A 13,491-nucleotide genomic window follows, 5' to 3' on the forward strand; every position below is an offset into this window, starting at 1 on the left:
TTAAATTACTATAACTCCCAAAAAGCTAAGTCCTTCATAAATGATGGTCTTTCACTATCACCTATCTTAACCAGACTATGATGTTTAGCTAATCCTTTAATAGTTGTTACCAATTTATCTTCTTCCTGCTTACTTTGAGCATTAAATAGTTTTTTAACATCTCTATTATTTAAATCATCAACTCTATGAACAATCCAGTTTAATATATAGTTAGCATAATCATTCTTATCTGTTGAGAAGTGAGTTAATAATTGTGTTGAAAGTATTGTTCCTACTCCAAACTCTCTGCCTTCTTTTAGTATTTTCTTTAATGCTGCAAAATCTTTACTTAAGAAGTTATCTGCTTCATCTACTAAAACTATTTTGTTCAGCTGTCTTAGGTGACCTTCTATCTTACTATGTCCCCCAGCCTGCATTTGAGCATAGAATAAGTCTAATGTAATTGCTACAACTAGATTTTGTATTCCTTCATCATATCCTGATAAATCTATTACTGTAACTCCATCTATAAGTTCAAATAAGCTTTTAGTCTCAAATGGATCTGGTTCAAATATTTCAAAATCTATAAGGTTGCTTAATGCAGAATATAAACTATCATCTTTTTTCAAATCTTCCCTTGATTCATAAACATCATAAACATCTTTTAATGTTGGTGCTGGCTTATCCCAAGTATCTGGCTTATTTTTTATAATTCCTCTCTTCTCATAAGCCTCCATTATAAGTTCCCTTAATACTGTTTCTTGCTTATTACCAAGTCTAAAGCCTTTTGCAATAGTTTCTTTTAAACTATTAGCAGTATGAAGAGGAAGCATTGGTTTTGAATTTGGTCCTTTTACAACTGATAATGGATTGAATGGTAAATGATATAATTCAAACACCTTAGCATCTGTAGCCTCTATAAAGTCTTCTTTTGACTTATTATAATCTCCTTTATAGTCAAAAATAAGAATTCCAATGTCTTTTCCATCAACATTATTCTTTGATTCTCTATGAATTTGAGTAATTACTGACTTAGTAAACTGAGTTTTTCCAGTTCCCATAGTTCCAATTATTCCTGTATTCGTATGAAGAACCTTATTGGTATCATTTGGATAAAGAATGATTTTTTTATTGTTTTTCTCATTAGTTCCAAATACTATTTCCATAGTTCTATTTTCTTCTATTTGACTACTACAACTTTCTGTTGTTTCTTTACAATCATCTGAAATCTCTTCTCTTAATTTAACTACTTCTCCTGTTGTATTCTCTTCATAAATAACTTCGTTATTTACAAAATCTTCACCATCAGTATTCTCAATAGTTTCTTTACTATCTACATCTTGTTCAGTTACACCTTCAATATTTTCTACTACTGAAAAATCAACTTTAGAAATTAAATCTTCAATTTCACTAACTGTTTTAGTTATAAATTGAATTCCATCTTCTTCTGACATTTCTATAACCATAACATCTTCAGTTATTTCAGAAATATTTTTAGTTACACCTCTTTTGAAAGACACTACAGCAGCTTGTCCTAAAATTTTATCCATTGAATCTACTATTTGATAATCTTCATTTAACAACTTTCTTCTTAATTCAGAATCAATTACTTTTTCCCAGTTTTGATTATTACAAACTCCATATAGATTTAATTTCTCTGCACTTGATACTACTAATTGCATCAAGAAGTTTCTATATACTTTCTTTGTATTTGAAAGCACTTCACCTTCTTTAGGTAATAGAGTCTCTTTAAGGAGACTTTTTGTTTTTTTAGCTTGTGTTATGCCCTTTTTTATATATCCATCATCATTTATCCCAATCTTAACTTCTATAGGATAGTAATTAACAAATACTTTTTCATCTTTTTCTTCTATTCCAACTAACAATAAGTCATCACTTGTAGCACCATTATTATCAAACCCTAAGTTTTTAACTGAGAAAAATCCTTCTGATTGTTTTAGTCCTACCCCTCCAGAAACTCTTAGAATCTCTTCTAATGATATTGGTACCCATATTATATTTTCATTTTTAAATTTAGCTAATGCTAACTTAACAGCTGAAAGTATACTTATTTTCTCTTTAGGAAAATGTGACTTACTTGATAATAACCTTAATAACCAATCTCCATTTATAGCATTAAACATATTTATTATCATTGGAGAGTACTCTTCAGAATTTTCTATTTCATTCTTGTTTAAGAATTCTTCAATTACTCTTTGATAAGGAGTTGATTTTCTAGTTACAGTTATTGCATCATACCCTCCAGCAGTTGTATATTGATCACTATAATGTATTATTAACAAGTCTTTTGCATCAGGATCACTTTTAAAGAAGTTTAAATCAACCTTTGGATTTATAAATGTTACCCAATGACTTGCATTATATATATCATCTAATGAACTTTTACTTTTATTAGGAACTGAAATTGCTTTACATTGATCACTATTAAAAGGCTCTCCATTAGAAGCTGTATTTAGTGCATTAAGTTTCATAGCAACATTCATTAAATCAGTATCAGTATTTGCATATTTAGTACCAAATCCAGTTCTATATGCATCACCTAAAAATACTGATGGAATCCCAGAGATTTCACCATTTAATATTACTCCTGATGTTATATCACTCATTTTTGATGTTATAGTCCTTACATCTTCACTCATCTCTAAGAATGTAATATGAGCATATTCTATTCCCTCTTCAACTTTTTTTGTATAGAACTGTACCTTTTCTCTATAAAGATTAAGTACATCCTCTTCTGACATATTATCAACTTTTAAATCTATACCATATAACCCTTTTAGACTAGCTATGTTCTCATTAAAAGCAACTTCTTCAAAAACATTTGTTATATTTTTATCTGAATATATAAATAAATCTATTGGTAATACATTATTTCCTGATTTAAGTCTCTTTGTGTAATATTTAAAAATTCCTTGAAGAATTTCTTTGCTATCTCCTGTGTTTATCAAATTTATTCTAATTGCTGCATTTTCAGACATGTTAAATAAATATCTAAAATGGCCTACAAACTCTTCAATTTTTTCTGTAACCAGCTTTGACACAAACTCCCTAGATCCTTTATATCTTGGTAATTTTTCATCAACATAATATTTCCACTCTGGAGAATGTAATTGTTCCATTGGAATATACAGTTCATTTTCTTCTCCAACTATATAAGGTAAAAGATAAGTTGAAGTAAACCTCTTAATGATTTCATCTGATAAATCCTCGCCACCAAGTTCATCATTTATTTTTAATTGATAAGCTATGTTTAAAGGATGTAATGGAGTAAATATTAATTCTTTATCTTCTATTTCTCTTTTTATCACTCCTAATTTAAATAAATTCTTTTGTTCCTTATTTAAATATCCTCCTTCACTTATTGAATTTAATGCTTCTAAATAAACTTTTATGAAATCCTTATATATTGATTTCAAATTATCATTTAAATATGTTAAACTAGGTAATCTTCTAGATTTTTTATAATACTCTAGAATTTTAGAATAAGCTTCTCTTACTTCAGAATATAGTGAAAGTTCACTTTCCTCTAATCCCTCTGTAGTTTCAACAAAACACAATCCTTCTTTTTCTATAATCTCTTTTTCTAAAGAAAGATTTTTTCTAAATTCATCTCTTATTAAGTATTCTCTTGTTCCAAAACCCAGCTTATTATCTCCTATGGATTTAAAGTCAGACTTCTTCTCTCTTTTAAGTTTCCACACCTTAATACCTGTTGCATATTCTGGCGCTTGATTTGTTCCAATTATTCCAAATGGTATAATCTCATTTTCAATTTTTGCTGTAAATCTAATAAGTTCCTCATCATTTTCATAGTTAAAATCTTCTGCTATTTTAATTTCTACTAACTCATCTGAAGGTATCTTTATCTGTTCATTATTAGAAGTTAATTGATATTCTGATTTATTACTTTCAAACTCATTAAATATAATAGTTGAATCATTTGTATTTATAGAAATATAACTTTCATTCTTATTAATAAACAATGTGTATTTAGGCTTTATTGCCTCTAAGTATTTTTTATTAAAGTTTAAAACAACTATTTTAAATTCAAACTTCAGTTTTTCCGGCTTATAAATTACTTTATAAAAATTTGATTTGAATTCATCCACCTTTAAGGTTACATTTAATTTTCTACCTGAAGTGCTAGCTTTTAAATCACCAACTATTCCATTTTCATGAATATATTCTTTTTTTAGCCTATTATCAAATGTAAATTCTAAATCTATTTCTTCTAAGTTATTTTCATTAAATACTATTATATTTCTAGTTCTTGATTTTGCCTTAGAAGTTCCTTCTTCTTTGTCCCATTCTACAGAAGCTCCTACATATTCTAAAGGTTTTATTTGTTTTTTCTCTTCAACAGATTTTATTACATACTTATACTCAACATCCTTCCAGTTAGTATCCTTTAGTTTATCAATCCCTTTATCATCAAAGTACTTCTCAAGTTCATTTTCTGGATTGCCATAATTGTGAATTTCAGCAACTCTTCCAAAATACAATGCATTTTCATCTATTCTATTTTTTAACTCTTTTTCAGTCATTCCATCTAATTTACTATCATAAAAAAGTCCAAAGTTTCTATATTCACTTTTATCTATATATCCTTTATTTATTATCTCTAAGATTTCTCTATACTCAAAAATTGAATTGTTATCTTTAAATAATGACTTATTTTTTCTCTCTAAGTCTTTTTCAACAATAACTTTATCTACCTGACTAAAATTATTGTTTGAAATTTTTTCTTTAATATTATTTTGTATATAATTTACATGAAATGGCATACCTTCTTTTGAAAAAGATTCTGTTCCACCAACAATACTATCCAAAGTTGTATTGTGTATAAATAGTATTCCCTTATTCTCATATCTAGGTTCATGTCCAACCATATTTCTAAGTCTAGTTAAAAAGTCTGGTTGAACATTATTAATAGTGGCAGCAATTATTAACTCTTTACCATCATGAAAATTTAATTTATATGATTTGTACTTAATATTTCCATTTTCATCTTTATATTCATAAGTTTCACTTAAAGTATTTTCCTTTAAAACATTATATAAATTTCTTACTTGTTCCTCAGTCTCAAATTGAATATTATATTTTGCTCCTGAATTTAAAGGGTTATCTTTAAAAAACTCTAAAATTCTTTCTGATAAATAACTATAAAACTGATCTAACATATTGTGCATCCCCACTATCTGATTTCTTTTCTAGTAAGTTTAATTTTTCATAAAGCTGAATTATTTTTTTACTTGAATCTCTGTCGAAGAATAATCCTCTTTTCTCAAACTCTTCAAATAATATATTTAATTTTAATCTTTTCTTATCATTAATACATATTTTTGTCATTAAGATTATATCATCTTCGGTTATATTTAAGGTATATCCTAATGCTCCTCTTCTTTTTCCAAAATTACTTTCAACAAACTTTATAAACCAATTTCTATAACCATCATATGCCCTTTTTCTTGAACTCTTATTAAATTGGTATTCTATTGAATCATATAATTTATATATTTCGTTAAATCCATTAATTTTACTTTGTTTAGAAGTATATTTTAGATCACTCCAAACTACATCTTTTATACGACTCTTATATACATCAATAACTTCTCTTAAATTCCTTTCAATTTCATTTTTATCCATAGAATCATAAGCTTTTGCTAATTCTACATAGCCAAGTTGATTTTCATCTCCATTTGTATTTAATATCTCTAATAATACAGCATGAGAAAATAATGAATTAGCTTTTTTTTTCAGTAATTCCCAACCTAACCTATATGCAGTTCTATTTTTAGATGTGCTTTCCCAAGATAAAGTATAATAAATATTTTCGACTTTATCTAACTCTGCATTTTCAAACTTATCTAACTTGATAATAAGTTGTGATATATAAAACATATAGTAGTATTCTAAAATTCTTCTTAAAGAATTTTTATATAGTTCTTCATGCTGTATTAAAAAGCTAAAATCTTTTACAAATAGTTCCTTAACATAAGGTAAATAACACTTATAATTATCTACTAAATATTTCTTATCTTTTAAGATAGGCAACGATTGTAAAACTAGCTTATATAAAATATTATTTACTTCCTTATTATAGTAAATTAGAACATCGTTCTTCATGGTCTTATCAAACAATATTGAATATATAAAATTAGCTATTCTAATATCATTTTTTGTTGAAAATATATAATTTAATGTTTTAATATCAAAACAAGCTAAATTTTCATCTTCTATAAACATTTCTCTTATTATATCTTTAAAAGTCTCTTTACTTAAATCCCCATCATATTCGGCAATTTGTTCAGTGACCTCTTTTATAAATTCTTCACAATCAAAAGCGCTATTTATGTCTTTCTCTGAAATAAGTCTAGAAAATGCTCCAACAACTCCCGAGAAATCATGAACTAATTTTCCATCACCAGTAACATAAGGCAATAATTTAAATCTTGAACAATGTTTATGTTTTACTGTTGAATCTTCTTCTATGATTTTAAATTCACTTTTAAAATTGTCTAAATGTATTTTATAATCTTTAAATTCACTCATTTTCTTAAATCTCCACAAATTCATATATTTCAAATTCATCATTATATTTTAATATATATTTTTTATTATTCCCTCTATTTTTTTCTGTAAATAAAAGATTTTTATTTTGTGAACCAGAATTCTCTAATTTATTTATAAATTCAATAAATTTAACAAATTGATTTTTATCTTTTTTGTTTGGTCTGTATCCATTATTAATTTTCCTTAATAATTTGTATAATGAATAATCTATATCAATAGTTTGAGAATTTTCTAATCTATCACTCTTAAATTTAATTTCCATAGTATTTAAAAACTTTATTAATTCACTATCTTTATTACTAGGTAAATTACTTGTATCAGCCTTAAAATCAATTTCTTCACTAACCTTATATTTAGTTTGGCTATTTCCGATAAAAATGTTTATACTATCCTTATCAGCTTCTCCGTTCCATTTTAAAACTCCATTTTTTATAAAACTATATAAATCTTTAAGTTTACCTTTTTCACCTTTATTCCAATAATAAAGATTTTTTATAAACTCATCATAAATATCATCTTTTAATGAAAAGATATTGTTTTTACCACATAATAAATAACTTCTAATAAATAGTTTTAATAAGTCAATTCTTATTTTATTTACTACTTGTTTATCATTAAAATCTAACTCTTGAATACTACCTAAAAAACCTTTTGGATAATCAATATTTTCATTAAATAATTCTATTAGATTTACTGAGTTGTTAAATTTAATCACAAAATCATCCAACTCTTCATTTCTTATATTTAATGGATCTAATCTATTTAATCCTTCGAATATTGCTGATAATTCTTTATGGCTAAATAATATATTAGGCATTAAAGAATTTATATACTCTTCAGGTTTTAATCTTGATATTTTTTGCTTAAATGTTGGTGAATTAATATCTATATACGTTCTAGATATTAATATATCATGCAAGAAATTCAATAAAGCTCTAGTTGATATTATAGCTTTATTTTTTATTATTACTTGAACAAGTAAGTCTATAATACTTTCTTGAACCTCTTCACTATTTAAAAGATCATAATTAGCTCTTATTGGACATCTATTAGAAATTGAACAGTTTGTGCAATTCTCTTTATACGACTTATAAAAATAATTTAATTCTGATTTATTAGTCAGTTTTCCAAGCAACTCTTTTATGTATTCTGATTTAACTTTACCATCTTTTATTGTATAAAGATGATAATCACAAAAATTCACAAATTGAATATTACTTTCTTCATCAAAATCATTTTCTACTATGGTTTGTTCAAGTATTTTATGGCTTTCTACAAAATCTCTTAACTTAGTAAATCTTGAACCATACTTAGAATCAATAAAATTATTTAAAGTTCCAAGATTTATAGCTAATATAAATTTTTGATTACTTGAATCAATTTTTTCATCACTAAACTTATCTAATACATCATTTAAAGTATCCATAGATGTTTGATTAGGTTCTAAACTTTCTGTAGCATCATTATGAAGCTTAAACTTTGAAATAATATCTGGATATTTATTTTTAAAATAAGATATGATGTGAGATTTTCCATCTCCTACACTACCACAAACTAATATTAGTTGTGCTTTATCACTTTTAGCGGCATTTATTATTAAATCTTCAAGTTTACTTTGAACATTTCTTTCTATATGCATATAATTTTTAAAATCGCTAAAACTATTTAATCCTTCTACAGCCTCTTTAGAAGATTCTTTTAATCTACCTAATTCATCTATTAAGCAATTTCTATTTAGTTCTTTTATTTCTTTATTTTTTATAGGATTCTCGTTTTTTTCTTTTAAATCTTTATCAATTGACATTATTTTTTTTAATTCAATTTCATTTTTTCTCTCATTACTATCTATAACTTTATTAAAGTCCACTAAAATTCTCCTTTTTCTCTAATTTTCTTAATTATTTATTATAAAAAACTCCTTAATTTTTTCAAAAATTTCTATAAAAACCAATAATATATTCTTATTATAAAATCTCTACGTATAATTGTCCAATTCCCTGTAACTTCTACCTATTTATAAAATTAAAAGGTAGTTTAAAACTACCTTTTAATTAATAATACCAACAGTTACATGTATGCTTTCCACTAGCACTAACACTAACCTTACTTGCTGACTTTCCTCTTATAAACTTACAATTTGTAGTTTTATGGATATAGTTATTTCCGCTCGCTACATATCCATAATCAGATGTTACTACGGGTTCATTAGGATCACTATCCGGACTACCATATCCTGTTCTATTATCATGGCTAGCTGTTCCACCATTTGATTTAAATGTTCCACTATTTTTGTTGCTAGATTGATTATTTTTTGAAGACTCTTTTTTAGCCTTAGCTTCTTTTTCTATTCTTGCCTTTTCAGCTTTTTCTGCTTCCTCTTTAGCCTTTTTCTCAGCTTCTGCTTTAGCTATTCTTTCTTGCTCTTCTTTTTCAGCTTTTTTCTGTACAAGATTATCATAAACTTCTTGTTTTTTATCTACTTCATTTTTTAAAGCTTCATAAGAACTTTCAAGTTTTTTATAGTTATCTTCAGTTAATTTATAATCATTTTCATCAACTTTGTTGTTATTTAATTCTTCTTTTATTTGTTCATACTCTTCTATTGTATCTCTATATAAAGTTTCATCTATTCCTAACTCTTTTAGTCCATCCCTTTTTATATTATTTTCATTGTTTAAATCTAAATTTAGATTAATTCCTAATAAAAATATAAATAATATTGGATATAATAAATAATTTAATTTACCTCTTCTATCTAAAGTATTTATTTTTCTTATTCCCACTATTATTGACGGTAAAATTAAGAAAAACATACACATACTAAAAATAATATTACCCATAGTAATTTTACTTATAAAATCAAATAAAGCTAAAAAAGCAAAAAATACATAATATGAAGCCATAAACACTCTATATTTCCCACTTACTCCAGGTAACTTATCTAAAAAGTTTTTTAAGCTATTCTTCATGATTATTCTCCTATCTCACTTTTTAAATCTGCTATCTTCTCATCTAAAGTTTTTAAAGTATTTTTTTCATAATCAGTATATTTTGCATTTAGTTCATCATACTTTTTCTTTAGTTCTACATATGATTCTTTTCTTTCCTTTGCTTTATCATTTTCTAAAACTAAATCATTAAGCTTTTCTTTAGCTATTATGTATTTTTCTTTAAACCTATCAACGTGATCTCTATAAATTCTACTATTTAAAGAGATTACTAAAGTTATTCCTATTCCTAATGCAATAAGAGCTTTAAAATTAGAAATTTTCTTCATAAATGAATTTTTCATCTTATGTCCCCCTTAAAAATATAAATCCTCGTATATATTTACATTTACATCTTTATACTTTTAAGTCAATAAAGTTTAAATTAAATTTAAATTCATCTAAAAATATTCAAAATTAAGGTATATAAATTCATTTTAAACTATATAGAACCATACTTTTCGCCATACTTTACTCTAACATTTATTAAGGGATACTTTTTAGAAAATTGATTTATTACTAAATAACAGCTTGGACAAGGTTCCCACTTACTATATAGAGTAAGATCTCCTTCTCCTTTAATTTCTTTTTTCTCTATCTGTCTATGTATTTCCTCAAATATCTTTTTTTCACTATCATTTATTCTATTGTATCCTATACCTAACTTACCAAGCTTATTTACCTTCATACTTTTGAAGGCTTGTTTCTCTTCTTTTCTTCCTTCACAATATCCAAATATCTCATTGCTTCCACTAATAGCTTTAAATTCTTTTCCATTAAATAATGCTACAGCTACATTTATTGAATCTTGAAGAGCCTTGCTTTGGTTTATTCTTATTTTTTCTATATGTACTTTATCTTTTTCAATATACTTGTCTATATTTTTTATTAACCTTCTCATTCTTGGAATATTTCTATTTAAGTATTCATGATATTCCACTGTTCCTTTTTTAACTTTAACATATCCATACCCTAAACTCTCTTCTGACTTAATTAAAAGTCTTTTCACCTTTGTATCCCTATTATAACTTTCCTTTACTTTACAACTATTTTTTATAACCATACTTTTAAGAAGTTCTATATCCTTTGCATAAAGATACTCCTCTTCTATTTCCTTCTCTAAGTTTATTAACCTTTCACGTTCTTCTTCTGATATTTCTTCCTTGGTTTTTAATTTTATCTCCTCAACAATTTCCATAAGATTATAAATGTCTTCTTGAAATTGCACTTCTTTTTCATATTCAATTCTATCTATATAAAATTCATCCATATTCTTAATCTTACTTACTAAAAGCTTATGATTCTTCTCAAAAAGCAATATCTTTTCTATATAATCAATAAAGTCTTTTATATCATCTACTCTATAAGCAATTTCATCATTTATACATTCTTTCATTTTTCTTAAAGTATTATCCTTTACGATGAACTCATTTAAAAGTAGCTCCTTAATTTTTTCCTCTTTAAAATCTTTTATTTCAAATCCTTCATTTTTTAATACATTCCTAAATTCTTTTTTATCCTTAATCCTTACCCTTAGTTTCTTTCTATTTAACTCTTTATTCTTTTGTACCATATATTTTTCCCTTCTAATTAAAAGCGTATTTTACTATTATACAACTATTTTTTAGATATGTTTAAATTATAAATTCCCAATGTACTCATCATAAGCTTTTCTAGCTTCTATTTCAGATTTCATAGCCTCATTAAAGAGTTCTTCCTCTGATTTAAATAATTTAGTTATTTTACTCTTACTATTTTTGAACTGTTCCAAGTCAACATCATTAAGAATTCTATCTATATAAAACTTACCATTCTTTTCAATTACATAAGCCGTATAATCATCCATTCCCCATGATATAGTATCACTATCTTTGTCAAACTTTATCTCAAATTCTCTATTGAATTTTACTTTATATTCGTTATCAGGCTCTTTCACAATCTTTTTTATATCAACCTTTGACATCTTTAATTCACTTTCTACATTATACTCAACTGTAGAATTGAAAGAAGAATTATATTTATATGCCACTTCCTTGTTAGAAATTATTTCTTCACAATTAACAGGTTCTTTAGAATAATCAAAATCAACAAATCTACTTACAAGTTCTTCAATGGGTTCTCTTACATTTTCATCATAAGTAACATTAATCCCCAAATTCATATACTCTTTTATTTCTTTATTAGCAATCATAAAAAATGACGAAATTAAAATAATTCCTAAAGTTAAAATTGAAATAGCTACTCCAGTTCCTCTTTTCATATCCCATTCTCCTTCCCATGTCTATAAGACTAATTTTACCATATGTATAAATATAACAAATTACAATAACTTGTCAAAATATTATAGCCTATATCATCCTCAAAGAAATAAAAATCTGCTCTTTAAAATCCATAGTAACCTCCTAATTTATCTGACTTTTTATATAGTAGAACTATAGTGAGATTGTATTTCTTAAATCAAAATCAATTTAAAAAGAGACTTTTAAAAACTATCTGAACCCTTTTTAGCTTAACTTTAATAATATATAGTAACAACTTAATTAAGCTTAAATATTAAGGAGTGAGTATTGATGAGTTTATGTAATTCTTTATGTTTTAATGGTGACATTGTAACTCCTAATTATGAAAATTATAATGAAGATAGACAAATATGGAATAGGGCAATTCAAAGATATCCCTATTCGATTCTTTATTGCACTGATATAAATGATGTAATATTTGTCCTAAAATTCGCCCTGAAAAATGGATATAAATTTAGAATACGAGGTTGTGGGCATAATTATGAAGGCTATTCCATTGAAGACAAAGCTTTGATAATAGATTTAAGTAGACTTAATAATATAGAAGTTGATTATGCAAATAATTCAGTTAAAATAGGTGCTGGAGTAAATAACAATGCTCTTTATAATTATTTAGGACAAAAAGGATACCCATTTCCAGGTGGAACTTGTCCAACAGTTGGAGTAATTGGCTATGCCTTAGGTGGAGGCTGGGGGTTATCCTGTAGATTGTTTGGGTTAGGTGCAGATAATTTATTAGAAGTTGAACTTGTAAATTATAAAGGCGAACTAATAACTGCTAATTCTAAATGTAATAGTGACTTATTCTGGGCTTTAAGAGGTGCTGGAGGAGGAAATTTTGGAATTGTTACTTCAGCAACCTTCAGATTACCTCCAAAATTAAATAAAGTTACTTTATTTAAAATAAATTATCCAAATACTTCATCTATAAAACAAGCAAAGATAATGGATATTTTTCAAAATTTATATTTAAATTTAGATAGAAGAGTAAATATGAGATGTAGCTTTTATAACTCTAAAGACGAAGGACTTGCAAGTTCTATAATTGGTTTATTCTATGGTACTAAATCAGAACTTAAAACTATATTAGCACCACTTTTATCAATTCCTAATGCTATATCACGATTAAAATATATGGATTTTCTTGATGCAATACTAGAAGTTGAAAAGATTTATCCTGAAAATGAAATGTTTAAATCTACAGGTGTATTTTCAAATAGATTATACTCTAAAGATGAGCTATTGAATTTAGCAGAATCTATTAAAAGAAGGCCTTTAGGCTCTGTATTTACTGCTATTACCTTTTATGGGTTAGGTGGTGCTGTAAGTGATATAGAAAAAGATCAAACAGCATTTTACTATAGAAATAGTAACTATATTATAGGAATACAATCTGTTTGGGAAAGTCCTATATATGATGAAGTAAATAGAGCTTGGATAGCTTATAAATTGCCATATTTAGAAAGTATAACTAATGGTTTTTATATTAATTTTCCTTACTACTTCCTAAAAGATTATGAAAGAGAATATTATGGTAATAATATATGTAATTTAAGAATTATTAAAAGAAAATATGATCCTTTTAATATATTTAAATTCCAACAATCAATAAATACTCTCCACAATTAAAA

The 13,491-nt window shown here is 25.8% G+C and carries 8 protein-coding genes; 1 reads left to right on the forward strand and 7 read right to left on the reverse strand.

Annotated features, from left to right (window positions below; genetic code table 11):
* Positions 1–8 precede the first annotated feature (8 nt).
* The 7 genes from dptH to AC2JAQ_RS08275 form a co-directional block, all read right to left on the reverse strand.
* Positions 9–5,180: a DNA phosphorothioation-dependent restriction protein DptH gene (gene dptH, locus AC2JAQ_RS08245; RefSeq protein WP_488456003.1), complete on the reverse strand. Its 5,172-nt coding sequence runs from the start codon at positions 5,178–5,180 to the stop codon at positions 9–11.
* Entirely contained in the window at positions 5,161–6,552 is a 1,392-nt protein-coding gene (dptG, locus tag AC2JAQ_RS08250; protein WP_488456004.1) for a DNA phosphorothioation-dependent restriction protein DptG, read from the reverse strand. Before dptG ends, dptH begins: the two co-directional genes overlap by 20 nt.
* Positions 6,553–6,556: 4 nt before the next feature.
* Entirely contained in the window at positions 6,557–8,440 is a 1,884-nt protein-coding gene (gene dptF, locus AC2JAQ_RS08255; RefSeq protein WP_488456005.1) for a DNA phosphorothioation-dependent restriction protein DptF, read from the reverse strand.
* 184 nt (positions 8,441–8,624) lie between these two features.
* The gene (locus AC2JAQ_RS08260; protein ID WP_488456006.1) at positions 8,625–9,542 is read right to left on the reverse strand and encodes a coiled-coil domain-containing protein; all 918 of its coding nucleotides are present in this window, start codon (positions 9,540–9,542) and stop codon (positions 8,625–8,627) included.
* A gap of 2 nt (positions 9,543–9,544) precedes the next feature.
* Entirely contained in the window at positions 9,545–9,865 is a 321-nt protein-coding gene (locus tag AC2JAQ_RS08265; RefSeq protein ID WP_488456007.1) for a hypothetical protein, read from the reverse strand.
* A gap of 137 nt (positions 9,866–10,002) precedes the next feature.
* Positions 10,003–11,133 carry a deaminase domain-containing protein gene (locus AC2JAQ_RS08270; RefSeq protein WP_488456008.1) on the reverse strand — a complete coding sequence of 377 codons (1,131 nt, stop codon included), beginning with the start codon at positions 11,131–11,133 and terminating at the stop codon, positions 10,003–10,005.
* Positions 11,134–11,199: 66 nt separating this feature from the next.
* Positions 11,200–11,820, reverse strand: coding sequence for a hypothetical protein (locus AC2JAQ_RS08275; RefSeq protein ID WP_488456009.1), 621 nt, complete (start codon positions 11,818–11,820; stop codon positions 11,200–11,202).
* A 310-nt stretch (positions 11,821–12,130) separates the two neighbouring features.
* On the opposite strand from AC2JAQ_RS08275, the gene AC2JAQ_RS08280 reads away from it, so the two are divergent.
* Positions 12,131–13,489, forward strand: coding sequence for an FAD-binding oxidoreductase (locus tag AC2JAQ_RS08280; protein ID WP_488456010.1), 1,359 nt, complete (start codon positions 12,131–12,133; stop codon positions 13,487–13,489).
* The last annotated feature ends 2 nt before the right edge of the window (positions 13,490–13,491 follow it).

The sequence above is a fragment of the Clostridium sp. LIBA-8553 genome, assembly GCF_057782465.1.

Excerpts from the sequence above, each read along its gene's own strand:
- dptH (WP_488456003.1), bottom strand. The coding sequence starts at position 5,180 with ATGTTAGATCAGTTTTATAGTTATTTATCAGAAAGAATTTTAGAGTTT.
- dptG (WP_488456004.1), bottom strand. The coding sequence starts at position 6,552 with ATGAGTGAATTTAAAGATTATAAAATACATTTAGACAATTTTAAAAGT.
- AC2JAQ_RS08275 (WP_488456009.1), bottom strand. The coding sequence starts at position 11,820 with ATGAAAAGAGGAACTGGAGTAGCTATTTCAATTTTAACTTTAGGAATT.
- AC2JAQ_RS08265 (WP_488456007.1), bottom strand. The coding sequence starts at position 9,865 with ATGAAAAATTCATTTATGAAGAAAATTTCTAATTTTAAAGCTCTTATT.
- AC2JAQ_RS08280 (WP_488456010.1), top strand. The coding sequence starts at position 12,131 with ATGAGTTTATGTAATTCTTTATGTTTTAATGGTGACATTGTAACTCCT.
- AC2JAQ_RS08260 (WP_488456006.1), bottom strand. The coding sequence starts at position 9,542 with ATGAAGAATAGCTTAAAAAACTTTTTAGATAAGTTACCTGGAGTAAGT.
- AC2JAQ_RS08270 (WP_488456008.1), bottom strand. The coding sequence starts at position 11,133 with ATGGTACAAAAGAATAAAGAGTTAAATAGAAAGAAACTAAGGGTAAGG.